Genomic DNA, 23,648 nt, shown 5'->3' with positions numbered 1-23,648 from the left:
TTTCCTACGAAACCGGCACCGAGTTTATTTTCCTCGAAAACGAAATGCCGAGCGTTGCCACACCCGCTAACGACGCTGCCAACATTTCACTCTCGCAGCCTATCAGTACCGAACGTTTCGCCCTGCTGACCCAAATGCCCATCATCATCTATTACGGTGATTACATTTCGGCAGAGAACCCGCATTGGGCATCGCAGCGGTGGATTGAACGCATCCGTATGGCGCAAGCCTTTGCCGACTGCGTAAATCGCCACGGCGGCGACGCGAGCGTTGTGCAGTTGCCTGACATCGGCATACGCGGCAACAGTCATTTCGCCTTTATCGAAGCAAACAACGTGGAAATCGCTGATGTGTTGGAAAGCTGGTTGGAAGAAAAAGGTCTGAAATAAGCAGCCCGCACACGATAAAGCTAGCCTTCCCTTATTTCCAACAGTCTTCAAGAAGTTCCATGAACCTAGCCATCACCGCAAGAAAAAAGCTTTTTCCTTGCGGAAATCCCGTTGGATTGCTTGAGGTGCCACCGCAGACAGCATTCGCTGGTGCGGCGGGTTTGGGAAGAATTCGAAATAACCCGAGATGACTATTGGCAGCGATAGCCGTCTCTTTTTTTATACGCTGCCACTTTCGGATAGGCGCAGAGCGGCATTTTTAATAATGTTTGCGCAAGGTTTGCCGCCTCGTCCTTCTTCTCCGCTTGATAGGCGGATGGCGGCGGGCCGCCAGTGGCAAAAGGTGCTGAAAAACGAGGCACGGCGGCCATTTCCTTGTCCGTCAGGCACTTGCGCGCGGCATACACGTTTGCCCCCGGCTTTTCCACAGCTTTGCGCCCGCAGGGTGTGAAAAAGCCGGTTTGCTCTGAACAGGTTCTCGCGCCAGGGGCCGCGAGCGCGGCGCTGCCAAAAAAGAAGGCAGCGGCGGCGAATCCTTGGCTTTCAGTCACTTGCGCGCGCCGTACCGGCTTGTCCACGGCTTGCCCACAGCTTTGCGCCCGGCGCGTGTGCAAAACCGCCGCGCCTGGCTGGTGCGCCCCGCCCATTTTTCAGGCAAATCATGCGCTGCCTTGCCGCGCAGGCACTTGCGCGCGCCATACCGGTTTGCCCACGGCTTTTCCACAGGCTTGGGCCTGGGCGATGGGGACAAATGGAGCAAGTGGAACGAGCCGGGCTAAATCGTGCGAAATCGTGCGGGGATAAGCGGCGCGGCGGACGCCGGATTGCCAACAGGCTCTCAATACCCGGCTTTGCCGCCGGGTCTGCGGCGGGCGAACAGGCCTGCCGCGCGCGCGCCCTGGCTGGCAAAGCGCTCGCGGCGCGCCCGTTTGGGATCGACGCGCAGGGGGCGCCAGATTTCCACGCGATCGCCGTCTTGCAAGGCCGCGCCGGGCGCGCAGGGGCGGCCCCAGATGCCGTAGGTCAGCGCGGCGCGCGCGTTTTCAGGCAGCCCTTGCAGCAGGCCGCTGGCCTGCACGGCCTGCGCCAGGGTGGCGTCTGCGGGCAGTTGCAGGCGGGCCAGCTGCACCTGGCGCGCGGCGCTGGCCCAGGCGACGGTGACGCCAATGAGGCCGCTGGCGGCGGGTGAGGCGGATGAGGGCGGCGCGGCGTTCGTCATGGCTGGCCGTACACCTGCTCGGCGCGCTGGATGAAGGCGTCCACCATCGTGGCGGCGATCTTGTCGAACACGGGGCCGACCAGCGCTGACAGCGCCTTGCTGTCAAAGCCGTAGTCCAGCGCCAGCGTCACGCGGCAGGCGCGCTCGCCCGCCTGCCCCACGGGGGTGAAAGTCCACAGGCCATTGAGCGTGGAAAAGGGGCCTTTGACCAGCTGGATGCGCAGCTCGCGGTCCGCAATGTGCGTGTTGTAGGTGACAAAGCTTTGCTTCAGGCCCTTGAAGGCGATGCCGACTTCGGCGGTCATGCCCTTGCCGTCCGCGTCTTGTCCGATGACGCGGCCCAGGCTGCACCAGGGCAGAAATTCGGGGTAGCGGGCCACGTCCCGCACCAGCTCGAACATCTCGTGGGCGCTATACCAGATAAGAACGGATTTGCGGACGGTTTTCATGGAAAATCTTGCGTTTTTCGCGCGCCTGGCCTTCGGCTGGCCTGGGCGTCAAGCCGCAAATTCTAGAAACCCGCAGGGTTTCAGCCTTTTTCCTGCCTCCCCTCCCGCTTTTCATTCAGCCTTTCTTCACGCATGGCCGCCAAGAAAAAAACCGCTTCCAAAACGCCCAACCCCGTCATTGCCAGCAATAAAAAGGCCGCCTTCAATTACTTTTTTGAAGAGCGCCACGAAGCGGGCATGGTGCTGCAAGGCTGGGAAGTGAAGGCGCTGCGCGCGGGCAAGGCGCAGCTGACCGACGGCTACGTGGTCATTCGCGGCGGGGAGCTGTTTGTCATTGGCTGCCAGATCAACCCGCTGGGCACCGCCAGCACGCATGTGCGCCCCGAGGCGGCGCGCACCAAAAAGCTGCTCATGCACCGCGACGAAATCCGCCGCCTGATCGGCAAGGTGGAGCAAAGGGGCTACACGCTCATTCCGCTGAACCTGCACTGGAAAAATGGCCGCGTGAAGTGCGAAATCGCCCTGGCCAAGGGCAAGGCCGAACACGACAAGCGCGACACCATCAAGGAGCGCGAAGGCAAGCGCGAAGCGCAGCGCGCCATGAAGTCGCTCAGCCGCTGACGGCCCGCCCGCCGCCCGCGCCTGCAAGCGGGCCGCAAGGGGATGCGAGCCGGAATGCAGGCATTTGGAATGCGCAAGGCATGAGCAGAAGACAAGGCGCAAGGGCGTTATTTCGCTTCTGTTTTCATAGCGCATGGTCTTAGTGGAATCTGCGCCGGGCGGCATTTTCAGCCCTTGAATCCGCTCCTGATTTTGATACCGCTCTGCCTTCTCATGGCGGATCCGCAAGGCGCGCGAAGGCATGGCGGCGGAGCCAGCCAGGGCCGCCCGGCTTTCGCTTCGCGCCGTTTTCTCTGCGCAAGAGGGCAGGGCGGCGGCAAGGCGCGAACGGGCCAGCCTGTTCGTCGATCCCGCCGTTTCTGAGGATTCCCGCGCCCGCGCAGGCAGGGGGAATGCGAATGGCCCGCACGGCGTAGAAGAGAAGGAAAGGAGAGCTTGGATTTGCTCCTTGATCCATAGCAAGACGTCCTAGTGAAACGGGCGCAGGGCGGCATTTCAGACCCTTAAATCCGCTCTTGTTTCTGATGCGGCTGGGCGCGAAGTCTGCCGCTTTGCGGCTCATCCCAATTCGCCACCCTTCACGGCCAGGCGGCGAACAGCTTTCTAGCGCCCGCGCAGAAAGAGCGCGTCCAGCTCTTTCATGGAGAGTTGCCGCCAGGTGGGGCGGCCGTGGTTGCATTGGTCGGCGCGGTCGGTGGCTTCCATCTGGCGCAGCAGGGCGTTCATTTCCGGCAGGGTGAGGCGGCGGTTGGCGCGGATGGCGCCGTGGCAGGCCATGGTGGCCAGGATTTCGTGGTGGGCGCGTTGCAGCACGGCGCTGCCTTCGGGCAGGGGGCCTTGCTGGATGAGTTCGGCCAGCACGGCGCGCGCCAGCGCCACGGGGTTGCCTGCGGCCAGCGGGGCGGGCACGGCGCGCACGGCCAGGGTTTTGGGCGAGAAGGGCGTGATTTCCATGCCCAGCAGGGCGAGCGTGGCGGCGTGCTCTTCCGCAGCGGCGGCTTCTTGCAAGGTGGCGGCGAAGGTGGCGGGAATCAGCAGCGGCTGGCTTTGCACGCGCGAGGCGGCCAGTTGCGCTTTCATGCGCTCGTAAACGATGCGTTCGTGCGCGGCGTGCATGTCCACGATGACCATGCCAGCGGCGTTTTCGGCCAGCACGTAGACGCCGTGGATTTGCGCGACGGCGCGGCCTAATGGGCCGTCTGCTTCGAGGCCGTCTGCTTCGGGGCCTGCCTCGCCCGGTTGTTGCGGCGCTGCGGCGGCTGGCGGGAAGGCGGGCGGCTCGTTCACTTCGTGCCGGGGGCCAGCGCTCATGGCAACCCAGGCTTCGGCCATGCGCTGCGGCGGCACGCGCGGTTCGTGCGGCCAGGCGGCTGGCCGTGCGGCATGCGGGGCCGCGTGCAGCGTCAAGGGGCGTTGTTCGCCCGCGTGGGCGCTGGCGGGGGCGGCATCGGGGGTGTCGCGCTCAACGCTGGCCGTGCCGCCCGCCGCTGCGCCGCCCGCTTGCGCGGCGCGGCTGGCGGCCAGCGCGTTTTCCACGGCGTGGCGCACGGCCTGGTGCACTTGGCGGCTGTCGCGAAAGCGCACTTCGATTTTGGTGGGGTGCACGTTCACGTCCACGCGGGCGGCATCGACTTGCACGTGCAGCAGCCATACGGGCTGGCGGTGGCCGTGCAGCACGTCTTCATAGGCGCTGCGGGCGGCGTGGCTGATGACTTTGTCGCGCACGTAGCGGCCATTGACCCAGGCGTATTGCTGGTCGGCGCGGCTGCGGGCGGCATCGGGCAGGCCTGCGCGGCCCGTCACGCGCACGCCGCCTTCTTCATGCGCCACGGGCAGGCTGCGGGCCAGAAAGTCTTCGCCCAGCACGTCGGCCATGCGCCGCGCCAGCGCCTGCTGCGGCGGCAAGCTGGCGGGCTGCGCGCGCCATTGCTCCAGCAGCTTGCCTTCGTGCCACAGGGCAAAGCCCACGTCGGGCCGCGCCAGCGCGTGGCGGCGCAAAGCTTCCACGCAGTGCGCCAGTTCGGTGGCGTCGGCCTTGAGGAATTTGCGCCGCGCGGGCACGCTGAAGAAAAGTTCTTTGACTTGCACGGTGGTGCCGCGCGCGCGTGCGGCCTGCTGCAATTCGCCCGTGCGCGCCTGGAGCTGCCAGGCGCTGCCGGCCCCTTCGGTGCGCGAGAGCAGCGTTGTCTCGGCCACGGAGGCAATGGCCGCCAGCGCTTCGCCGCGAAAGCCCATCGTGCCGACCGATTCCAGATCGTCCAGGCTGGCGATCTTGCTGGTGGCGTGGCGCTTGAGCGCCGTGGGCAGCTGCGCGGCTTCAATGCCGCTGCCGTCGTCTTCCACGGCAATGAGCCGCACGCCGCCGGCCAGCAGGCGCACGGCAATTTGCGTGGCCCCGGCGTCCAGCGCGTTGTCCAGCAGCTCGCGCACGACCGAGGCGGGGCGCTCGATGACTTCGCCGGCCGCAATCTGGCTGATGAGTTCGTCGGGCAGTTCGCGGATGGGGCGGGCAGGCTGGGTGGCGGGCATGGGTGATTTGGGAAAAGCAGCTTTGAACGCGCCTAGCATAAGCAGGCGGAGCCTGTATCCGGGTAAAACGGGCTGGATAGAAAGCAGGAAATGGCAAAAATGGAAAAAACGGCATTTGCTCCCATCGCCTCCCTGCGTGAACGCTTGATGCTGATTGTCAAGGCGCTCATGCCATTGGCGCTGGCTGTGCTATGGCTAAAACGCGTGGCAAAAGATTCCCAATTTGTGCTTTGCCACCCTTATGGCGCTGAAATCGTTTTGTATGGTTTTCTGGCGCTGACGCCATTGAGCATGACGGCCATCGCGGTCATGATTCACGGCAGGTTTGCAAGCAGCATTTTGCGGCATCGTCAATTTCCGCCGCACCCGCTGCCGCCGTGCTGGCAGGCAGCGGCGCTGGGACGGTTGATGGCGGTTTTAATAAGCTGTGTATTTGCAGTTTCTCTTTATGGCGCCTGGCTGGCGCATGAATGGATGGGCCGCCTGAATCACGATGCCATGCGAATGGAGCAGAAAGAGGCATATCCAAAGCGCGGCTGAAGCTACGCGCCCATTGAACAGGAATGCCAGTTTTCCTATTCAATTCTTTCCGCCAGCAAAATCCTGCGTGAATTCAGAAACAAAATATCGGCCACTATTGGCTTTCAGCAGAAAGTCATGGCGGCGTATTCAAAGCGGGCGGCATGTGTTCAATCAGGCCGCCCGCTCCGGCATTTCCCCCCACGCCTGCCCCTGGCAGCCGTGCTGCTGCCAAAGTTCGGCGAAGGCGTCGCTGGCGAGCCAGTGCCATTCGCGTTCGCGGGCGGGGCGGATTTCGTCCTGCCAGCCGGCGTCGGGCACGGCAGGGTGGCACATGATGAGCGCGCCTTGCGCGGGGGCGGCGGCCAGCCAGGTTTGCCAGCGGCGGGCCAGGGCGGCGGCGTCGCCGTCGAAGGCATAGACGCCGCCCAGGCAGGCGTTTTGCCGCCAGTGCATGCAGTGGCGGTCCATCCAGCGGCCGCCCAGGGCGTGGATGAGGCGCGATTTGGCGTCGGCCAGCAGCGGGCGCGTGCTGCGCAGGGCCACGGACGGGCCGTAGCGGCGGCGCGCTTCGGCCAGCAGGCGCTCGCGCACTTGCGGAAACTGGTGCACGTGCTGGTGGCCGTCGATGAAGGCGGGGGGCTGGCCGATCTGGTCTTCAAAGGCATCCATCTGCCGCGCGATGGTTTCTTGCAGCGCGGCGGCGGGCCAGGCGCGCAGCCAGCTGCGGGCCATCACCTGCCCGAGCGTGCCTTGCCGCGCCAGGCCCGTGAGGTCAAAGTGCAGGCCGATGTCGATGCCCGCCTGCCGCAAGGCGGCCAGCTCATCGGGCGCGATGCGGCCCAGGCTCATGAAGCTGGCCGCGTGCACGCGCCCCAGCGCGGCCAGGCGGCATACGGCCTGATTGACGGCGGGCGACAGGCCCAGGTCATCCACGTTGAGGGTGATGTGTTTCATGCCTGAAGGCCCAGAACTTGCCGAGCGCAAAGGTGGCGAGCGTGACCAGCGCGGTGGCGGCCAGCCACGCCGCTTGATAGGCCGCCGGCCCCAGCAGGCGCAGGCCCGCCAGAAACAGCGCGTGATTGAGCGCAAAGCCGCACAGCGAGCTGGCCAGCCAGCGCCACAGGCTGGCGAGCCAGCGCCCGCGCGCGCCCGCATTTGCATCCGCGCGGGCCTGCCGGAAGGTGAACCGGTAATGCCCCGCAAAGCTGACGGCAAAGGCCACGGCAAACGCGCCCACGTTGCCCCACTGCGGCGCCAGCCCGGCGCGCACCAGCAGCACCAGCGCCGCAAAGTGCGTGGCCGCCGCCGCTGCGCCCACCAGCGCGAAGCAGCCCGCCTGCCGGGCGGCGGCGTTCAAGGCGGCGCTCATGGCAGCGGCTCCGGCGGCGGCGCGTCTGGCGCACGGCCTGGCGCGTTGTCCGGCCCGCCGCTTTGCCATTCGTAGTCAATCACGTAGATGGGGCGCTGCTTCACTTCTTCATAAATGCGGCCCACGTATTCGCCCATCACACCCAGGCAGATGAGCTGCACGCCAGCGGAAAACATGATGCCCGCCACCACCGTGGCCCAGCCGGGCACGTCGCGCCCGAACAGCAGCGTGTCGGCCACGATGAACAGGCCGTAGAGCATGGAAGCGAGCGACACCAGCAGCCCCGTGCGCGAAATCCAGCGCAGCGGCTTTTGCGAAAAAGAGGTGATGCCCACCAGCGCCAGCTCCATCAGGCTGGCGTAGTTGAACTTGCTGCGCCCCTGCGCGCGCGGCGGGGCGGCAAAGGGCAGATACACGGTGTTGAAACCCACCCAGGCATACAGCCCCTTCATGAAGCGCTGGCGCTCGGGCAGCGCCAGCAGGGCATTGACCACCTTGCGGCGCATCAGGCGGAAGTCGCCCGCGCTGGGCCTGATTTCATAGCGCGCGTTGTCCTGCATGAAGCGGTAAAAGCCGCGCTTGAGCAGGCGCATCAGCCCGCCTTCGTGCGGGCGCTCGGCCTGAATGGCGGCCACCATGTCCGCGCCGCCCTCGCCCAGCTGGAGCATTTGCGCCAGCACGGGCACGGGGTGCTGGCCGTCGGCGTCCATCATGGCCACCCAATCGCCTTGCGCGGCGGCCAGCCCCGCGCTCAAGGCCGCTTCCTTGCCGAAATTGCGCGAAAAGGCAATAAAGCGCAGCGCCACATGGGCGGGCAGGCGCGCCTGCTGGGCGCGGCAGGCGGCATCCACCGCGTCACGGCTGCCGTCATTGACCACAACGATCTCTTGCCGCCCCGGCCGCTGCCCCAGCCACTCGCACAAAACGGGCAAAAACGCAGCCAGCGCCTGGGCATCGTTATAGACGGGCAGGATGACGGAAAGGGCAATCATGGCGGGGCAGGGCGGCGAAAGCTCCGGAGGCTGCAAGGGCGCAATGCAATGACTCGGCGCAGCGACTCAATGGCAGGCGCCGGCCTGCCAGGCGAAGCGGCAAAGAAAGGCCAGAGCGGGAGCTTGGCAGCATCAGAAACAGGAGCAAATTAAAGGGTCTGAAAATGGCGTTTGCGCAGATTCCACTAGGACATCATGCTATGGAAGAAGGAGCGAATAAAGGCCGCGCTCACAGCCTGCCCCTGGAACAAGCGCTCAGTCCTGCTTCAGGCAGGCAGGCGGAATATAGGCGCGCCAGCGCACCCGCAGCGGCTCGCGGCCCGGCAGCTTGCCCCACGGCAGCTGCCACTGGCCCTCGCGCACGGCCAGGCCGCGCGCCTCCTCCAGCAGCGGCGCCGAAGGCGTCTTGCCGCCGCCGGGCCACAGCATCAGGCTGCCGCAGCGCTGCACGCGCCGCGCGTTCATCCACGGAGAGTAGGCCGGGTCGTCTTCCACCATCACCGAAGGCGGGCCGGGCAGGGCCGAAGCCGCCAGGCCCGACAGCCAGCCGTCGCCGCTCACGCTGTCCAGCGGGCAGCGGCTCAGGGCCTGCCACTGGGCCTGCACGGCCTGCGCCAGCGCGGCCTGCGGCCAGTCCATGCGCGAAGGCTTGCCGCGCCACTGCGCGCCCCAGGCCAGCAGGGCCGCCATCGCCGCCGTCAGCGCCGCCAGCCACACGGCCAGCCCCGCCAGCAAGCGGCGGCCCTGCCGCGCCAGAGCCTGCGGATCGCGCGGCAGCAGGCTGGCCAGCATCAGGCCCGACAGGCCCCACATCGGCATGCCCCACTGGTCATGCAGCCCCACGCCCAGCGCCAGCCCCGCCAGCGTCAGCAGCAAGGCCGGAGCCAGCCCCATGAACCACACGAACAGCAAATCCTCGCGTGCGCGCCGTGGCCGTGAATCAGCCCCGCCCGCCGCAGGCCAGCGCAAACGCGCCCGCGCCAGCAAGGCCAGCAGCGCCAGCGGCGCATGGCTGGCGGCCTGCGCGCCCAGGAAATTCAGCGCGCTGCCGCGCCCGCCGCCGTGCCCCGCCTCCAAGGCGCGCTCATGCGCATAAACAAAAGGCAGCCAGTCATGCTGCGCCAGCCACAGCGCATGGGGCGAAAAAACCAGCGCCGCCGCTGCCAGCGCCAGCCACGGCCCCGGCGTGCGCAACAGGCGGCGCGCGGGCGTGGCCAGCATGAACAGCCCGGCGGCGGCCAGCAGCACCGCCACCGAATACTTCACCATCAGCCCCAGCCCCGCCAGCGCGCCCAGCAGCAGCCAGAAAGCCGGGTTTCTCTCCGTCAGCGCCACATGAAAGGCCCACAGAAAACCCGCCCACACGGGCAGCTGCGCCAGGTTGTGGTTGAACTCCAGCGAGGGCAGCGTGTAATAGAACACCGCCAGCAGCAGCGCGCTGCCCAGCGCCGCCTGCGGCGGCTCAAGCACCCGCCGCCCCAGCCGCCATGTCAGCCACAGCGCCAGCGCCACGCACAACTGCCCCAGCAAATACGGCCCCAGCGCGCCAAAACAGCGGAAAAACACGTACAGCAGCCAGGAAGAAAGCGGCGGGTGCTTGTAATAGCCCCACTGCCATTCATGCCCCCAGTAAATGCCCTCCACCACATCCAGCGGAAAACTGGCCGCCAGCGCGGCGGGCAAAGCCGCCCACAATGAAAAATACGCCAGCAACCCCGCCAGCCCGGCGAGCGCCTGGCGGCGCGTCAAAATACTTTCCGTCATTGTCCTGCCTGCCCTGATTTTCTTGATGAAAATCAAGACATATTCACTCCATTCAATTTGGCGTCAAGGGCCTTATTCGCCAGAACGCCGGATGGCGCGCGATGCTAGCGTATAACTGCGTATGGCACGGCGCGGCCCGGCGCAATAGCTTGATTTTTGTCAAGCGCAAAGACGGGCGGGCTTTCCAGGCGAATGCCATTGAACCGCTCCCGAACCGCTCTCGAAACGCTATTGAAGCGCCGCCGCGCCGCGCTTTTGACCGGCTTTCCGTGAGAAACAGCTGCGGGCCGCGCGGCCTTGCCTGCCTGAAACGCAATGGCGCATGGAAAAATGATTCCGTGAAATCGCGCCGGAAGAAAACCTGATTAATCTTGTGGATTCAAAAAGTCCTGCCGGGAGGCAAGGCATCATTCGGCGCAGGGCGCGGCGGGCCTGGCCGAAGCTGAAAAAAGCAAAAAAGAGCGTCCCGCATCCGCTTGATCCGGGGCGTGTTTTCGGCGCGCCTGCCGCAGGGTATTGCATCAAATGAATGTGAGCGCGGATATTTGAATATTCAGAAAATGCCTGGCAGGCAAATCATGAATCGCGCTGGCGCGTTTCGCGCGCAGAAAGCCTGAAAATCGCTTTCATATTGCCGCAAAAGCCCGCTCCAGCCCGCGCGCGAATTTGCGCCGGGGGCGGCGGCAGGCCGCGCTGCGCCGCCCCATAATCGCCGCCCCATGGATCTGATTGCGCAACTTCTTGACTTCGTTTTGCATGTGGACAGGCACCTGGGCGCCTTCGTGGCCGATTACGGCGCGTGGGTGTATGCGCTGCTGTTTCTCATCGTGTTCGTGGAAACGGGCGTGGTGGTGATGCCGTTTTTACCGGGCGATTCGCTGCTGTTCATCACCGGCGCGCTGGCCGGCGCGGGGCTGGTGGATCTGCCGCTGGCCTGCCTGGCGCTGCTGGCGGCGGCCATTGCGGGCGACCAGTGCAACTACGCCATTGGCCGCTACGTTGGCCCCAAGGTTTTTCACTGGGAAAACTCGCGTCTGTTCAACCGCCGGGCGTTTGACGCGGCGCACGCTTTCTACGAACGCCACGGCGGCGTGACGGTGATCGTGGCGCGCTTCATGCCCTTCATCCGCACCTTCGCGCCCTTTGTGGCGGGCGTGGCGGCCATGAGCCGCAGGCGCTTCACGCTGTTCAACGTGGCGGGGGCGTTCGTCTGGGTGATTGGCCTGTGCCTGGCGGGCTACTGGTTTGGCAACCTGCCGTGGGTGCAGGCGCATTTGAGCAAGATCATCTGGGCCATGATCATCCTGCCGGGCCTGGCCGCGCTGCTGGGCGGCTGGCGCGCGCGGCGCAGGCCCTCAGCGGCCTGAGCGCCTGTCCAGAAAGCCTGCCCGGCACCTGAACAAGCCCTGAAGCCGGGGCAGCCGGACGGCCCCGCCCGCTGGAGAAACATCAAAAACAAGAGCGGATTCAATGGGGTGAAAATGCCGCTTTGCGCAATCTCCACCTGGACATCTTGCTATGAATGCAGGAGCGAAACAAAGCCGCGCATTCAGCCTTGCCCGCGCCCTGAAGCCGCTTTGAGTTTGCGGCGCGAGCCAAAAATGGCCGCGCAAAACCGCGCGCGGAAATAAACAGGGTTAAGCCGGCCGGGGCCTGAAAGCCTGTTTGCCATCTGGCCGTGGGCGCGAAAAGCGCGAAAATCCGTTTTGCCGTGATTTTCACGGTATTCAAATGAGAAAACCGCGCGGGTTTGCGGCATTTGGCCGCCTGCCCGCCCGGCATAAACACTGTTTTGGGAAAGGAGAGAGACCATGCTCTACAAATTCAAATCGCAGGCGGCGGCTGAAGTCATCATGCTGCAATCGAGCGCCGAGGAACTGCTCAAAATCATCGGCAAGGCGCCGGGCGCCACGGGCATCATCACGGTGGAGCAGATTCCGGCGGCCATTGCCGCGCTGCGGCAGGCGGTGGCCGAAAGCGAAGCGGCGGAAAAAAGCCGGGCCGAGGCAAACGCCGCGCCAGACGGCGAGGGCGATGACGAAGAAGCCGATGAGCCGGTGCTGCCCCATCAGCTGGTGGCCCCCTTCGTGCGCCTGCTGGAAGCCAGCGCGGCCGAAGGCAAGGCCGTGGTGTGGGGCGTGTGAAAACCGCCGCGCGGCCTGCCCGCGCCGGGCGGCTTGCGGCGTGGCAAATCCCCGCCGGGCCGTGTGGCCCGGCTGCGCCTGACAGTCCAGCTTGCCGCGTCTTCTTGCCCCTGCCTTTTCGTCTCGGCCTTTCGCCTCTTGCGGGCAGGCCGTGAAGGGTCCGGGGCGCTGGGCCATCCGGAAAACCGCCGCGCCTGGTTGCAGGCTGCGGCGGTTTTTTTGCGTGGCGGCGGCAGTAATTGTCAATCGGGCTATTTTTTTTGAGTCTTTCGTGAAATTTTGTTGCCCAATCCGCTAACTTCATGGGCATGACGACTGCAACCTCCGTTTCTCCTCAAATCACCGAAAAAATCCGGGCCGTGCTGCGCCAGCTCAATGGCGTGATCGCCGGCAAGCCCGCGCAAGTGCAGGGCAGCGTGGTGTGCCTGCTGGCGGGCGGCCATTTGCTGATTGAAGACGTGCCCGGCGTGGGCAAAACCACGCTGGCGCAGGCGCTGGCGCGTACCTTCGGGCTGGCGTTCTCGCGCGTGCAGTTCACGGCCGATCTGATGCCCAGCGATCTTTCCGGCGTGTCGGTGTATGACCGCGCGAGCGAGCGCTTTACCTTTCACCCCGGCCCCGTGTTTTCGCAAGTGCTGCTGGCCGACGAAATCAACCGCGCCAGCCCCAAGACGCAAAGCGCGCTGCTGGAAGCGATGGAAGAAAAGCAGGTGAGCGTGGAAGGCGAAACGCGCCCGCTGCCTTCGCCCTTTTTCGTGATCGCCACGCAAAACCCGCTGGAGCAGCTGGGCACCTACGCGCTGCCCGAATCGCAGCTGGACCGCTTCCTGATGCGCATCAGCCTGGGCTACCCCGACCGCGCCGCCGAGCGCGCCCTGCTGGCGGGCCAAAGCCGCCGCGAGATGCTGGAGACGCTGCCGCCCGTGCTCTCGGCCGCCGATCTGGCCGCGCTGCAAGCGGCTGTCGATCAGGTGCATGTGGCCGATCCGCTGCTGGACTACGTGCAGGAGCTGATCGCCGCCACGCGCTCGGGCCAGTGGTTCGCGCAGGGGCTGTCGCCGCGCGCGGGCATCGCCCTCATGCGCGCCGCGCGCGCGCAGGCGCTGATCGAGGGGCGCAACTACGTGGCCCCGGACGATGTGCAGGCCATCTTCCCGCAGTGCGCCGCCCACCGCATGACGCCCGCCAGCACGGCTGGACGCGGCGCGCTGGAGCAAGTGCGGGCCATGATGGAGGCTGTGCCTCTGCCATAAGCAAAAACATCTATGTCTATGATGCCAAATGAAAAGAAACTGGCCGTCCTGATTGATGGCGATAACGCCCCGGCCAGCCGCGCGGCGGCCTTGTTTGCCGAAGTGGCCAAATATGGCCTTGCCAGCGTCAAGCGTGTTTATGGCGACTGGAGCAGCCCCACGCTCAATAGCTGGCAGAAAATCCTGCTGAAACATGCCCTGGTTCCGGTGCAGCAGTTTGCCTATACCAAAAACAAGGATGCCACGGATATGGGGCTGGTGATTGAAGCCATGGATTTGCTCTACAGCGCCAAATTCGATGGCTTTTGCCTGGTTTCGAGCGATAGCGATTTCACGCCGCTGGCCTCCCGCATCCGCGCACAGGGGCTGGCCGTATATGGCTTTGGCGAAAAGAAAACGCCGGAGGCCTTTCGCAATTCATGCGACAAATTCATTTATGTGGAAAACCTGGAAACGCTGGATGACGTTTCCGGCGAGGCGCTGGCCGTCGGGGCTGGCACGGGCGGAGCCGGGGGCAGGCCTGTGGCTCGCCAGCCTATTGAAGGGGCGCTCAAGGCCATGCTGTACAAGGCCATCAAGGATGTGGCGGCTGAAGGTGGCTGGGCTTCCGTTGCGCAAATTGGCAGTTATTTGAGCCAGACGAATGCTGATTTCGACCCGCGTTCTTACGGATACAGCAAGTTGTCCTCCATGTTGAAAGAGCTGAAAGGCGTGCATTACGGTTATGCCACTGGCGACCGTTCGCAAATGTATTTCAGGAAAACACCCTGGTCGGATTTGGTGGTCGCAGTGCGTGAAGCCCACCAGAATTTGCAAGATGATACCGGCAGCGCCAGCATTGCCGAAATGGAAGAATATCTGCAATCTCGGCTGGATTGCGCTGAATATGGTTTTCCCGATTTGACCGCTCTGCTGGAAGAAATGCATGGCGCCAGTATTGAAGATGGACGTCTCAGCCTGAAAGCCAAACCACCCACGCCATGAATGCCGCTGCCATTGTTTCCACACGCGAAACGGCGGCCAAAGCCTTGCTGCATGGCCTGCTGGATGAAACCACTTATTGCCTCGTTCGCCGCCATGCCATATTGCACGATTGCCGGCGGCCGCAACCTTATATTGCCGCCATGCGCCAAAATGATCCGGGTTATGCCGAAGGTTTCTGCAATCTGGCTGACAAATGGGAAAATCGCTGAATCACCCGATAGGCATATTTGCCGATTTTCAGAAAATACCCGCCTTGATTTGAAAACCGAACCGCCCACGCCATGAATGCCGCAACTTCTCCAACCGCCCCCCGCTGGTGGCAGTGGCGCGCGCGCCTGCGCCAGTGGTGGCAGGGCCGCCTGACGGCGGCCGACGCCGTGCTGCTCACGCAGCGCAACGTGTACATCCTGCCCACGCGGGCGGGGCTGATGCTGGCCCTCACGCTGGGCGTGCTGCTGATTGCCTCCATCAACTACCAGCTCAATCTGGGCTACCTCTTTACCTTTTTGCTGGCCGGGTGCGCGGCGGCGGGCGTATGGGTGGGGCACGGCACTTTGCGCGGGCTGGGGCTGAAGCTCTTGCCGCCGCAGCCGGTGTTTGCGGGGCAGCCGGCGTTTCTGGACGTGCGCCTGTCCAGCGCGCGCGCCGCGCCGCGCCATGCCATTGGCCTGGCGGTGATGGGCGCAGGCCGCGAAGACGCGCGCTGGGCCTGGGCCGACGTGCCCGCGCGCGGCGAGGCGGCGCTGCAAACGAGCTTTTGCCCCGCGCGGCGCGGCCTGCACGCCGCGCCCTTGCTGGTGGTGCAGACGCTTTTTCCGCTGGGCGCTTTCCGCATCTGGACGGTGTGGAAGCCCGCCGCCCAGGTGCTGGCCTGGCCCGCGCCGGAGGTGAACGCGCCGCCGCTGCCCGTGGGCGAGGCGCGCGCGGGCGCGGGGCAGGCCGCCAGCCGCGAGCGCGCGCCGGGCGAGTTTGACGGCGTGCGCCCCTGGCAGCGCGGCGACACGCTGCGGCAGGTGGTGTGGAAGAAGTTCGCCAAATCCGGCGAGCTGGTCAGCCGCGACGCGCAGCACTTGCAGCGCCAGCAGCTGTGGCTGGACTTTGCCCGCACGGGCGCGCCTGATGCGGAATCGCGCCTGTCGCGCCTGGCGGCCTGGGTGCTGGCGGCTGACGCGCGCCAGCTGGAATACGGCCTGCGCCTGCCGGGGCTGGAAATCGAGCCTGACAGCGGCGCAGCGCACAAGCTGCGCTGCCTGCGGGCGCTGGCGCTGTGCTGAGAGACTGCCGCCCGTTCCGGTTTTCAGGCTTTCGCCTCGCAGGGCCAGACTCTGAACAGGCTCCCAAAAACCGCAGGCGAACACCCCGTTATTTCGCTCCTTGATTCATAGCATGATGTCCTAGCGGAAACTGCGCAGAAGCCGTTTTTATGCCGCTTTATTTGCTCCTCTTTCTGATGCTGCCGGGCCACGGCCTGCCGCCGCTGACCACATGAACGCTTTCAGACAACGCCTTGCCAGCCTGCCGCGCGACGCGCGCGACACCTTGTTTCTGCTGCTCGTGATCGCCTGGGTGGTGCTGCCGCACACGGGCAGCCTGCCCGTCTGGTGCAGCGCGCTGGCCGCTGGCGTGCTGCTGTGGCGCGGCCGCCTGGCTGTGGCGCAGCGGCCCCTGCCGGGGCGCTGGGCGCTGCTGGCGGCGCTGGGGCTGGCGCTGGCGGGCACGCTGTTTTCCTACCGCACGCTGCTGGGGCGCGAGGCGGGCGTGGCGCTGCTGGCGGCGCTGCTGGCGCTCAAGACGCTGGAGCTGCGCGCGCGGCGCGATGCCTTCGTGGTGTTCTTCCTGGGCTTTTTCCTGCTGCTGGCGGGTTTTTTCAACTCGCAGTCCATGCTGGCGGCCGCCGCCGCGCTGCTGGGGCTGCTGGGGCTGCTGACGGCGCTGGTCAATGCCCACCGGCCCGTGGGGCGGCCCAGCCTGCTGGAATCGGCCCGCATGGCCGGCTGGCTGGCGCTGACGGGCGCGCCGCTGATGCTGGCGCTGTTTCTGCTTTTTCCGCGCTTTGCGCCGCTGTGGGGCCTGCCCAGTGACGCGCTGCAAGGCAAGACGGGCCTGTCTTCCAGCATGGAAGTGGGCAGCGTGGCCAAGCTGGCGCTGGACGAAGGCATCGCCATGCGCATCAAGTTCGACGGCAGCCCGCCGCCGCAAAGCGCGCTGTACTTTCGCGGCCCCGTGCTCTCGCACTTTGACGGACGGCGCTGGACGGCCGCCGCGCCAGGCCCTGGCAGCCGCGCAGACGGCAGCCAGAGCGGGCGCGGCCCCGAAGGCCCCGAAGACGCGGCCACCCTCATGCCCGGCCCCGGCGACTTGCAGGTGGCGGGCAGCCCCGTGCGCTACGAAGTCACGCTGGAGCCTAGCCAGCGCCTGTGGCTGCTGCCGCTGGACGTGGCCAGCCAGCCGCTTGAGCTGCCTGCGGGCATGCGCGCGCGCATGACGGCCGACATGCAATGGATGAGCTGGCGGCCCATCACCGACTTGCTGCGCTACCGCGCCGTGAGCCATCCGCAGTTCCGCTACGGCCTCAAAAACCCTTTTCGCAAAGACCGCCCGCCCGATCTGCGCCCCTGGCTGCAACTGCCCGCCGGCAGCAACCCGCGCACGCAGGCGCTGGCCGGGCAAATGCGCCAGCAAACCGGCGGCGACGCGCGCGCGCTGATGCAAGCCGCCCTGCAACGCCTGCGCACGGGCGGCTACACCTACACGCTGGAGCCGGGCGTCAGCGGCCAGCACAGCGCCGACACGTTCTGGTTTGACTCCAAAGAGGGCTTTTGCGAGCACATTGCCTCGGCCTTTGTGCTGCTCATGCGCGGCGCGGGCGTGCCTGCGCGCATCGTCACCGGCTTTCAGGGCGGCGAACTCAACAGCGTGGACGGCTACTGGGCCGTGCGCAACGCCGACGCCCACGCCTGGGCCGAAGTGTGGCTGCCAGATGAAGGCTGGACGCGGGTGGACCCCACCGGCGCCGTCATGCCCGGCCGCATCGGCCAGTACCAGCGCCTGCGCGCGCCCGACGGGCTGATGGCCGGCGCCATCAACACCCTCAGCCCCGGCCTGCTGGCGCAGCTGCGCGCCTTGTGGGAAGCGGCGGACAACTCCTGGAAGCAGTGGGTCATCAACTACACGCAAACCCGCCAGTTCGACCTGATGAAAAGCCTGGGCATGCGCAACCCCGACTGGATGAGCCTGCTGCGCCTGAGCGGCATCCTGCTGGCGCTGGCGGGCCTGGCCGCCGCTGGCTGGGCCTTGTGGGAGCGCCGCCAGCGCGACCCCTGGCTGCGCGCCCTGGCCCATGCCCGCCAGCGGCTGGCGCAAGCGGGCCTGCCCCTGCCCGCCAGCGCCACGCCGCGCGCGCTGGCCGCCGCCGTGCAGGCCGCCCCCTGGCCCCAAGAGCTGCGCCAGCCGTGGCGGCAAAGCCTGCTGGCGCTGGAAGCCTGGCGCTATGCGCCGCCTGCCAGCGGCCACGGCCACAGCGCATCGGCGCTGGCCGCCCTGCGCCGCCAGTTGCAGCGCCTGCCGCTGCCCGCGCCGCCGAAAAGATAATGCGCCGCTTTGCCCTTTTCACTCTTTCCGACTTTTTATGCGAATCGAACTGCCCGATCTTTCCCAGCGCCAGCCCATGCACGAAAGCCTGATTGCCATCCGCTGGGGCGACATGGACGCGCTCGGCCACGTGAACAACAGCGTGTATCTGCAATACATGGACGTGGCGCGCGTGGACTGGCTGCACAAAATCGGCTGCCCGGTGGACCCGCGCGGCTTCGGGCCGGTGGTGATTAACGCCTTCTGCAATTTTCACCGCCAGTTTGAATATCCGGGCCAGGTGCTTTTGAAAATGTACGCGGGCGAATCAGGCCGCAGCTCGTTTGAAACCTGGGTGACCATGGAAAAAGCCGAAAAGCCCGGCGAAATCTGCGCCAGCGGCGGCGCCACCATCATCTGGGTCGATCGACAGGCGCAAAAATCGGCGCCATTGCCGGACTGGTTGCGCGCGCTGCTGAGCTGACGTTTTTCTTTTTTCAATCAATCGGACTTTCATCATGAAACTCAAATCCGCTTTGGCGCTCGCCGCCTTTTGCCTGTCCTTCAACCTTTGCGCCGCGCCTGCCACGGACGCATCGATCGAGGAGCTGCTCAATCTCACGCAAGCCCAATCAACGCTGGATGCCGCCCACGCCCAGTTGGAGCAGGTGATGAAAGACGGCATGAACCAGGCGCTGCAAGGCCAGCGCATGAACCCGAAGCAGCAGGCCGCTGTCGACAAATTGCCGGCGCGCATGGCCAAAATCATACGCGAAGAAGTGACGTGGGAGAAAATGAAACCGCAATTGATGGTGGTTTATCGCGACATTTTCACGCAGGAAGAAATCAACGGGCTGATCGATTTTTACAAAACGCCCACCGGCCAGACCATGACGCGCAAAATGCCGCAGGTTCTGCAAAAATCGGTGCAGATTTCGCAAAACATGATGATGCAGGTGATACCGAAAATGCAGCAACTCATGCAGGAAACGGTGGATGAAATCAGGGCCGCCGGTGAAAATGAAAATGCCGGCAAGGAAAAATCAGGCAAGAATCGCAAATAATATTTTGCCGGAATGACCGCCACGCCTGCGCCTTCGCCTTTTTTCGCCCTTGCCGCCGCCGAGCCATCGGGCGATTTATTGGGCGCGCATCTGCTGGCGGCCTTGCGCGCTGCCTGGCCCGGCTTGCGCTCGGCGGGCATTGGCGGCGAGCGCATGGCCGAGCAAGGCTTTGACGCCTGGTGGCCCGTGGAAAAACTCTCGGTGCGCGGCTATCTGGAAGTGCTGCCGCGCCTGCCCGCGCTTTTGCGCCTGCGCGGCAGCCTGGGCACGCGGCTGCTGGCGCAGCGGCCCGACGCGTTCATCGGCATCGACGCGCCTGATTTCAACTTCGCGCTGGAAGCGCGCCTGAAAGCCGCCGGCGTGAAAACCGTGCACTTCGTCAGCCCCTCGTTCTGGGCCTGGCGCGCGGGCAAGCTGCCGCGCCTGAAAGCGGCGGCTGATCTCGTGCTGTGCCTGTTTCCTTTCGAGCCTGACTGGCTGCGCGAACACGGCATCGCCGCCACTTACGTGGGCCACCCGCTGGCGCAGCACATTCCCATGCAGCCAGACGCCGATGCCGCCCGCGCCAGCCTGGACCTGCCCGCGCGCGCAGACGCTGTCAGTTCAGAAAGCCCGCCCGTCATTGCCCTGCTGCCCGGCAGCCGCAGCGCCGAAATTGCGCACCTGGCCCCGCGCTTTTTCCGCGCCGCCGCGCTCATTGGGCAGGCGCGCCCTGGCGCGCGCTTTCTCGTGCCCGCCGTGCCGCACCTGCTGGAGCGCGTGCGCGCGCTGGCCGCCGCCAGCGGGCTGGGCGAAGCCGTGCATGTGCTGCCCGGTCAGTCTCACCAGGCCCTGGCCGCGTGCGATGTGGCGCTGGTGGCCAGCGGCACCGCCACGCTGGAAGCGGCCCTGTTCAAGCGCCCGATGGTCATCGCCTACGCCATGCCCGCCTTCAGCTACTGGCTCATGCGCCGCCAGCGCCAGCTGCCCTGGGTGGGCCTGCCCAACATCCTGTGCGCTCCTGCCCAATGGCTGCGCCGTCCGCCCGGCGTGGCCGCCCGCGCGCATGCTGATGCGGCTGACGCGCCTTTCGTCGTGCCCGAACTCATCCAGCACGCCGCCACCCCGCAGGCGCTGGCCGCCGCCACGCTGGCCTGGCTGGAAGACCCCGTTCGCGTTCTCGCCACGCAAGAGCGCTTCGCCCAGCTGCACCGCGACCTGCTGCGCGACACCCCCCAGCTCGCCTGCCATGCCATCCAGAACCTTCTTGCGCGCTGAACAAGTCCCGCTCAATTGGGCTGCGCCGGGCCTGGCCGCCGGCGTGGACGAAGCCGGGCGCGGCCCGCTGGCCGGCCCCGTGGTGGCCGCCGCCGTCATCCTGGACCCGCGCCAGGGCATCGCCGGCCTGGCCGACTCCAAAAAACTCACCGCCCGCCGCCGCGAGCAGCTGTTTGACCAAATCCAGGACAAAGCCCTGTGCTGCGCCATCGGCCAGGCCAGCGTGGAAGAAATCGACCGCCTCAACATCCTGCAAGCCACCTTGCTGGCCATGCAGCGCGCCGTGGCCGGCCTGCGCCTGGTGCCCGCCCGCGTGCTGGTGGACGGCAACCGCCTGCCGCGCCTGCCCATGCTGGCCGAAGCCATCATCGGCGGCGACGCCAAAGTGCCCGCCATCAGCGCCGCCTCCATCCTCGCCAAAGTCCACCGCGACCGCTGGTGCGAGCAAATCGACGCCGAATACCCCCAATACGGCTTCGCCGCCCACAAAGGCTACGGCACGGCCGCCCACCTGGCCGCCCTGCGCCAGCACGGCCCCACCCCGTGGCACCGCCGCAGCTTCGCCCCCGTGGCCCAGGCGCTGCGGCAGGCCGGGCAAGAGGCCGCTGGCGCGATGCAAGCCGCCTGACGCCCGGCAACAGGGCGGCGGGCGGCCTCGCGCAAAGAGCAGGGCAGGGCGGCGCGCCACATCAAAAACAGGAGCGAATTTGAGGGCGCTTTGAAAGGCGTCTGCGCTTATTCCACTAGGACGTAATGCTCTTTTTCAAGGAGCATTTTTGGCGGGCCGCGTCAGCATCAGTCAGCATCAAGGAGTGGCTTCTGAAAAGGCCGGCCCGGCTGGGCCTTGCGGCCAGGCTCATGGCCAGGTTCAGAAATCCACGCTCACGCTGAGCGTGTAGCGGCGCGGCGAGGCGACCACGAGGTAGCCGTTTCCGGGGTAGCCGCCCACGGAGGCCCAGTGGCGGCGGTTCGTGGCGTTGTCCACGCGCAGCCGCCAGGTGACGACGCGGCCAGCCACTTCCATCAGGTAGCGCGCGCCCACGTCCAGCCGCGTCCAGCCGGGGGCGCGCAAGGTGTTGGCGGCGTCGGCGTAGCTGGCGCCGGTGTGGATGAGGCGGGCGTCCAGCGCCAGGCCGGTTGCGCCGGGCACGTCCCATTCGGCGCCCAGATTGGCTTGCAGGCGGGGCACGCCAATCACGCGCTTGCCTTCGGTGCGGGCTTCGCCCGTGCGGGTTTGCTTGGCGTCCAGCCAGGTGGCGCCGCCCAGCAGGCGCAGGCCGCGCACGGCTTCGCCAAAGACGGTGAATTCCAGCCCCTGGTGGCGGTCGCGCCCTTGCGCGGTAAACACCTTGTCGGCTGTCAGCAGCGAACGCGGCTTGGTGGTGGAGAAAAAGGCCAGCCCCAGCCCCAGGCGGCCCGCGTCGTATTTCAGGCCGATTTCCTTTTGCTTGGAGACGTAGGGCGGCAGCATCTGGCCCACGTTCACGGCGGTGCCGGGCGCGGTCTGGCCCTGGCTCAAACCTTCGATGTAGTTGGCGTAAAGCGACAGGCCCTGCACGGGCTTGTAGACCACGCCCACGGCGGGGCTGGTGCGCTTTTTGTCGTAGCGCGCGGTTTGCTGCGCGCTGCCGTAGGCGTAGTCGCGTATGTCCATGCGCTGGTGGCGCAAGCCCAGGGTGATGCGCAAGCGCTCATCCAGCAGCGAGAGGGTGTCGCCCAAGGCAAAGCTGCTCAGGCGCGTGCGGCCCGTGCGCTTCGGGCTGGCCAGATCGCCGCCGCGCAAGGCGCTGGGGCCGAAGGCGGGCTGCGCGTGATAGATGGGCCGGTAGAGGTTGGCTGCGAGGGTGTTGCGCCAGTCCATCGCGTAGGCGTTGTCCTTGCTGAAATCGAAAACGGCGGCCGAGGCCACCCATTCATGGCCCACGCCGCCGGTGCGCGCCTGCCCGCGCACGCCGATTTCGCCGGTGCGCACGTGGTCTTCTCGCGTGTTGTCAAAGCGGTAGACCGTGCCCGCGCCCGTGGCGGCGTTGTGCAAGGTGAGGTTGGCCAGCGAGTTGGCCTCTTGCCCGTGGCGCCAGCCCAGGGCGGCCCAGGCGGTGACGGCGTCGCTTGCGTCGTGCTCGGCGCGCAAGGTGGCGTAAACGTCGCGCTCGTCAGAATACGTCCAGGGCTGGGCGAAGTTGGACTGCACATCAGGCGGCGCGGGCACGTGCGTCACGCCCGAGAGCGTGACGTTGGTGCGCGTCTGGTTCAGGCGGTGGTCTTGCCAGCCGATGTCGGCGGAGACGCGCGTGCGGCTGCCGCGCCAGTCCAGCCCCAGCGCGGCCAGCGAGAGTTTGGCTTTCTCATGGTCAATGGCCGTGCCGCCCTGGCGGCGCGCCAGGTTCAGGCGGATGCCGCTGGACTGCTCCGGTCCGAAGCGGCGCGCCACATCCAGCGCGGCCTGCTTTTCGCCGCCGCTGCCCGCGCGCAGCTCCACGCGCGAAAGCGGCTCGTTGGGCGCGCGCTTGGGCAGCAAATTGAGCGTGCCGCCCAAGCCCCCGCCGCCGGGCGCCGCGCCATTGAGAAAGGCCGATGCGCCGCGCAGCACTTCCACGCGCTCGAACAGCTCGGCGGCAATGTATTGGCGCGGCAGCAGGCCATACAGGCCGTTGTAGGCCGTGTCGTCCGAGCTGACGATGAAGCCGCGCATGAAATACGCCTCCTGAAAATTGCCAAAGCCGCGCGCCACGCGCACGCCGGGGTCGTTTTGCAGCACATCGCCCACGCTGCGCGCCTGCCGGTCGGCAATCAGCTCGCTGGTGTAGCTGGTGATGGAAAAAGGCGTGTCCATCGCATCTTGCGTGCCCAGCAGCCCCACGCGCGCGCCGCGCGCCACCTGCCCGCCGGCATAAGCGCGCGACAAGCCTTTGGCCGAGGCATCGGCGCTGGCGCTCACCGTCACGGTTTGCAGCGTGGCGTCATCAGGGGCATCGTCCGCTTCGGGGCGAGTTTGGGCATGGGCGGCCAGACAGGCCGTCAAGGCGGCCAGGGCCAGCGCGCGGCGGCGCAGGGCAGGGGAGTTCATGGCATGAAGGAGGAAAAAACGGCTTCAGATGCGAACATTTCTGAAAAGCATTACAGCCGCCGGGTTGAAAAAGCGCGTGCAAGAAAGTCTCACGCGCCGGACGGCGGATTATCTGCGGGGCGGCAAAGCTTGTTGCATGTGTCGTCAAATGTGACGGACTGGCAGGGCTGGCCGCACCCCGGCGGCTTTGCTGCCCTGCCCCAGCCTTTTCCAGCGAAGCAGGCGCCCACGCGAGCCAGGCCGGGCAGCTGACGGTTTGCGTGGGCATGACGGAGCGCGGAAGCAAGCTGGATTTGCTCCTGGATCCATAGCGTGATGTCCTAGTGGAATGGGCGCAGCAGCCGTTTTCATGGGTTTAAATTTGCTCCTCTTTTTGTGTAATCACACAGGTCCATCAGGAGCAAAGGCGCGGCCGCGTTCTGGGCAGCCGCCTGCCGTCCCGGCGCAGAAAATTC

At 66.1% G+C, this 23,648-nt stretch carries 25 protein-coding genes; 16 read left to right on the top strand and 9 right to left on the bottom strand.

Annotated elements, in window-relative coordinates:
- Positions 1-44: 44 nt before the first annotated feature.
- Entirely contained in the window at positions 45-389 is a 345-nt protein-coding gene (locus ADJ79_RS15100; protein WP_216597142.1) for a hypothetical protein, read from the top strand.
- Between the two features lie 191 nt (positions 390-580).
- Here the strand turns inward: ADJ79_RS15100 and ADJ79_RS02345 are convergent, their stop codons facing one another.
- The 3 genes from ADJ79_RS02345 to ADJ79_RS02335 form a co-directional block, all read right to left on the bottom strand.
- Positions 581-940, bottom strand: a complete 360-nt coding sequence (locus ADJ79_RS02345; protein ID WP_172674010.1) for a hypothetical protein — start codon at positions 938-940, stop codon at positions 581-583.
- 287 nt (positions 941-1,227) lie between these two features.
- A complete protein-coding gene (locus ADJ79_RS02340; RefSeq protein ID WP_050714615.1) occupies positions 1,228-1,608 on the bottom strand; it encodes an RnfH family protein in 381 nt (126 codons plus the stop codon).
- Complete coding sequence (locus ADJ79_RS02335; protein ID WP_050714614.1) at positions 1,605-2,057, bottom strand: type II toxin-antitoxin system RatA family toxin; 453 nt, start codon at positions 2,055-2,057, stop codon at positions 1,605-1,607. Before ADJ79_RS02335 ends, ADJ79_RS02340 begins: the two co-directional genes overlap by 4 nt.
- A 132-nt stretch (positions 2,058-2,189) precedes the next feature.
- Between ADJ79_RS02335 and smpB the strand changes: the two genes are divergently transcribed.
- Positions 2,190-2,678: an SsrA-binding protein SmpB gene (gene smpB / locus ADJ79_RS02330; RefSeq protein WP_050714613.1), complete on the top strand. Its 489-nt coding sequence runs from the start codon at positions 2,190-2,192 to the stop codon at positions 2,676-2,678.
- A gap of 603 nt (positions 2,679-3,281) precedes the next feature.
- On the opposite strand, the gene mutL is transcribed toward smpB, so the two are convergent.
- Positions 3,282-5,207 (bottom strand): DNA mismatch repair endonuclease MutL, encoded by a 1,926-nt coding sequence (mutL, locus tag ADJ79_RS02325; protein ID WP_156303973.1) that lies wholly within the window; start codon positions 5,205-5,207, stop codon positions 3,282-3,284.
- A gap of 90 nt (positions 5,208-5,297) precedes the next feature.
- On the opposite strand from mutL, the gene ADJ79_RS02320 reads away from it, so the two are divergent.
- The gene (locus ADJ79_RS02320) at positions 5,298-5,747 is read left to right on the top strand and encodes a hypothetical protein (protein WP_050714611.1); all 450 of its coding nucleotides are present in this window, start codon (positions 5,298-5,300) and stop codon (positions 5,745-5,747) included.
- A 153-nt stretch (positions 5,748-5,900) separates the two neighbouring features.
- Here ADJ79_RS02320 and ADJ79_RS02315 read toward each other — a convergent pair whose 3' ends face one another.
- The 4 genes from ADJ79_RS02315 to ADJ79_RS02300 form a co-directional block, all read right to left on the bottom strand.
- Complete coding sequence (locus ADJ79_RS02315; RefSeq protein WP_050714610.1) at positions 5,901-6,683, bottom strand: ChbG/HpnK family deacetylase; 783 nt, start codon at positions 6,681-6,683, stop codon at positions 5,901-5,903.
- Positions 6,655-7,098: a GtrA family protein gene (locus ADJ79_RS02310; RefSeq protein WP_050714609.1), complete on the bottom strand. Its 444-nt coding sequence runs from the start codon at positions 7,096-7,098 to the stop codon at positions 6,655-6,657. Before ADJ79_RS02310 ends, ADJ79_RS02315 begins: the two co-directional genes overlap by 29 nt.
- Entirely contained in the window at positions 7,095-8,090 is a 996-nt protein-coding gene (locus ADJ79_RS02305; RefSeq protein ID WP_050714608.1) for a glycosyltransferase family 2 protein, read from the bottom strand. The genes ADJ79_RS02310 and ADJ79_RS02305 overlap by 4 nt, the downstream gene beginning before the upstream one ends.
- 255 nt (positions 8,091-8,345) lie before the next feature.
- Complete coding sequence (locus tag ADJ79_RS02300; protein ID WP_050714607.1) at positions 8,346-9,854, bottom strand: glycosyltransferase family 39 protein; 1,509 nt, start codon at positions 9,852-9,854, stop codon at positions 8,346-8,348.
- A gap of 149 nt (positions 9,855-10,003) precedes the next feature.
- Between ADJ79_RS02300 and ADJ79_RS13840 the strand changes: the two genes are divergently transcribed.
- The 12 genes from ADJ79_RS13840 to rnhB all read left to right on the top strand — a co-directional run bounded on the left by ADJ79_RS13840 (position 10,004) and on the right by rnhB (position 20,754).
- Complete coding sequence (locus ADJ79_RS13840; RefSeq protein WP_156303972.1) at positions 10,004-10,219, top strand: hypothetical protein; 216 nt, start codon at positions 10,004-10,006, stop codon at positions 10,217-10,219.
- 354 nt (positions 10,220-10,573) lie between these two features.
- The gene (locus ADJ79_RS02295) at positions 10,574-11,221 is read left to right on the top strand and encodes a DedA family protein (protein ID WP_050714606.1); all 648 of its coding nucleotides are present in this window, start codon (positions 10,574-10,576) and stop codon (positions 11,219-11,221) included.
- 444 nt (positions 11,222-11,665) lie between these two features.
- Positions 11,666-11,998 (top strand): DUF1840 domain-containing protein, encoded by a 333-nt coding sequence (locus ADJ79_RS02285; RefSeq protein ID WP_050714604.1) that lies wholly within the window; start codon positions 11,666-11,668, stop codon positions 11,996-11,998.
- A 308-nt stretch (positions 11,999-12,306) separates the two neighbouring features.
- On the top strand, positions 12,307-13,251 hold the full coding sequence (locus tag ADJ79_RS02280; RefSeq protein WP_050716352.1) for a MoxR family ATPase: 945 nt from the start codon (positions 12,307-12,309) through the stop codon (positions 13,249-13,251).
- Positions 13,252-13,263: 12 nt separating this feature from the next.
- Positions 13,264-14,235, top strand: a complete 972-nt coding sequence (locus ADJ79_RS02275) for an NYN domain-containing protein (RefSeq protein WP_082202827.1) — start codon at positions 13,264-13,266, stop codon at positions 14,233-14,235.
- Positions 14,232-14,444 (top strand): hypothetical protein, encoded by a 213-nt coding sequence (locus tag ADJ79_RS02270; RefSeq protein ID WP_050714602.1) that lies wholly within the window; start codon positions 14,232-14,234, stop codon positions 14,442-14,444. Before ADJ79_RS02275 ends, ADJ79_RS02270 begins: the two co-directional genes overlap by 4 nt.
- A 72-nt stretch (positions 14,445-14,516) precedes the next feature.
- Complete coding sequence (locus tag ADJ79_RS02265; RefSeq protein WP_050714601.1) at positions 14,517-15,509, top strand: DUF58 domain-containing protein; 993 nt, start codon at positions 14,517-14,519, stop codon at positions 15,507-15,509.
- A 211-nt stretch (positions 15,510-15,720) separates the two neighbouring features.
- A complete protein-coding gene (locus ADJ79_RS02260; RefSeq protein WP_050714600.1) occupies positions 15,721-17,826 on the top strand; it encodes a DUF3488 and transglutaminase-like domain-containing protein in 2,106 nt (701 codons plus the stop codon).
- Positions 17,827-17,863: 37 nt separating this feature from the next.
- Positions 17,864-18,289, top strand: a complete 426-nt coding sequence (locus ADJ79_RS02255) for a thioesterase family protein (protein WP_050714599.1) — start codon at positions 17,864-17,866, stop codon at positions 18,287-18,289.
- A 187-nt stretch (positions 18,290-18,476) separates the two neighbouring features.
- Positions 18,477-18,869 carry a DUF2059 domain-containing protein gene (locus ADJ79_RS02250; protein WP_158241689.1) on the top strand — a complete coding sequence of 131 codons (393 nt, stop codon included), beginning with the start codon at positions 18,477-18,479 and terminating at the stop codon, positions 18,867-18,869.
- Positions 18,870-18,881: 12 nt separating this feature from the next.
- Positions 18,882-20,126, top strand: coding sequence for a lipid-A-disaccharide synthase (gene lpxB, locus ADJ79_RS02245; protein WP_050714597.1), 1,245 nt, complete (start codon positions 18,882-18,884; stop codon positions 20,124-20,126).
- Positions 20,098-20,754, top strand: coding sequence for a ribonuclease HII (rnhB, locus tag ADJ79_RS02240; protein WP_050714596.1), 657 nt, complete (start codon positions 20,098-20,100; stop codon positions 20,752-20,754). Before lpxB ends, rnhB begins: the two co-directional genes overlap by 29 nt.
- Before the next feature lie 240 nt (positions 20,755-20,994).
- Here rnhB and ADJ79_RS02235 read toward each other — a convergent pair whose 3' ends face one another.
- Positions 20,995-23,193: a TonB-dependent siderophore receptor gene (locus ADJ79_RS02235; protein ID WP_050714595.1), complete on the bottom strand. Its 2,199-nt coding sequence runs from the start codon at positions 23,191-23,193 to the stop codon at positions 20,995-20,997.
- Positions 23,194-23,196: 3 nt separating this feature from the next.
- Between ADJ79_RS02235 and ADJ79_RS13835 the strand changes: the two genes are divergently transcribed.
- Positions 23,197-23,445 carry a hypothetical protein gene (locus ADJ79_RS13835; RefSeq protein WP_156303971.1) on the top strand — a complete coding sequence of 83 codons (249 nt, stop codon included), beginning with the start codon at positions 23,197-23,199 and terminating at the stop codon, positions 23,443-23,445.
- Positions 23,446-23,648: the final 203 nt, after the last annotated feature.

The sequence above is a fragment of the Ottowia sp. oral taxon 894 genome (assembly GCF_001262075.1).
In the GTDB taxonomy this organism is placed as follows: domain Bacteria; phylum Pseudomonadota; class Gammaproteobacteria; order Burkholderiales; family Burkholderiaceae_C; genus Ottowia; species Ottowia massiliensis.
This window is presented reverse-complemented; position numbering and strand designations above follow the sequence as displayed.

Coding starts and splice junctions, on each gene's coding strand:
- ADJ79_RS15100 (WP_216597142.1), top strand. CDS start 45: ATGCCGAGCGTTGCCACACCCGCTAACGACGCTGCCAACATTTCACTC.
- ADJ79_RS02340 (WP_050714615.1), bottom strand. CDS start 1,608: ATGACGAACGCCGCGCCGCCCTCATCCGCCTCACCCGCCGCCAGCGGC.
- ADJ79_RS02335 (WP_050714614.1), bottom strand. CDS start 2,057: ATGAAAACCGTCCGCAAATCCGTTCTTATCTGGTATAGCGCCCACGAG.
- smpB (WP_050714613.1), top strand. CDS start 2,190: ATGGCCGCCAAGAAAAAAACCGCTTCCAAAACGCCCAACCCCGTCATT.
- mutL (WP_156303973.1), bottom strand. CDS start 5,207: ATGCCCGCCACCCAGCCTGCCCGCCCCATCCGCGAACTGCCCGACGAA.
- ADJ79_RS02320 (WP_050714611.1), top strand. CDS start 5,298: ATGGCAAAAATGGAAAAAACGGCATTTGCTCCCATCGCCTCCCTGCGT.
- ADJ79_RS02315 (WP_050714610.1), bottom strand. CDS start 6,683: ATGAAACACATCACCCTCAACGTGGATGACCTGGGCCTGTCGCCCGCC.
- ADJ79_RS02310 (WP_050714609.1), bottom strand. CDS start 7,098: ATGAGCGCCGCCTTGAACGCCGCCGCCCGGCAGGCGGGCTGCTTCGCG.
- ADJ79_RS02305 (WP_050714608.1), bottom strand. CDS start 8,090: ATGATTGCCCTTTCCGTCATCCTGCCCGTCTATAACGATGCCCAGGCG.
- ADJ79_RS02300 (WP_050714607.1), bottom strand. CDS start 9,854: ATGACGGAAAGTATTTTGACGCGCCGCCAGGCGCTCGCCGGGCTGGCG.
- ADJ79_RS02295 (WP_050714606.1), top strand. CDS start 10,574: ATGGATCTGATTGCGCAACTTCTTGACTTCGTTTTGCATGTGGACAGG.
- ADJ79_RS02285 (WP_050714604.1), top strand. CDS start 11,666: ATGCTCTACAAATTCAAATCGCAGGCGGCGGCTGAAGTCATCATGCTG.
- ADJ79_RS02280 (WP_050716352.1), top strand. CDS start 12,307: ATGACGACTGCAACCTCCGTTTCTCCTCAAATCACCGAAAAAATCCGG.
- ADJ79_RS02275 (WP_082202827.1), top strand. CDS start 13,264: ATGTCTATGATGCCAAATGAAAAGAAACTGGCCGTCCTGATTGATGGC.
- ADJ79_RS02270 (WP_050714602.1), top strand. CDS start 14,232: ATGAATGCCGCTGCCATTGTTTCCACACGCGAAACGGCGGCCAAAGCC.
- ADJ79_RS02265 (WP_050714601.1), top strand. CDS start 14,517: ATGAATGCCGCAACTTCTCCAACCGCCCCCCGCTGGTGGCAGTGGCGC.
- ADJ79_RS02260 (WP_050714600.1), top strand. CDS start 15,721: ATGAACGCTTTCAGACAACGCCTTGCCAGCCTGCCGCGCGACGCGCGC.
- ADJ79_RS02255 (WP_050714599.1), top strand. CDS start 17,864: ATGCGAATCGAACTGCCCGATCTTTCCCAGCGCCAGCCCATGCACGAA.
- ADJ79_RS02250 (WP_158241689.1), top strand. CDS start 18,477: ATGAAAGACGGCATGAACCAGGCGCTGCAAGGCCAGCGCATGAACCCG.
- lpxB (WP_050714597.1), top strand. CDS start 18,882: ATGACCGCCACGCCTGCGCCTTCGCCTTTTTTCGCCCTTGCCGCCGCC.
- rnhB (WP_050714596.1), top strand. CDS start 20,098: ATGCCATCCAGAACCTTCTTGCGCGCTGAACAAGTCCCGCTCAATTGG.
- ADJ79_RS02235 (WP_050714595.1), bottom strand. CDS start 23,193: ATGAACTCCCCTGCCCTGCGCCGCCGCGCGCTGGCCCTGGCCGCCTTG.
- ADJ79_RS13835 (WP_156303971.1), top strand. CDS start 23,197: ATGAAGGAGGAAAAAACGGCTTCAGATGCGAACATTTCTGAAAAGCAT.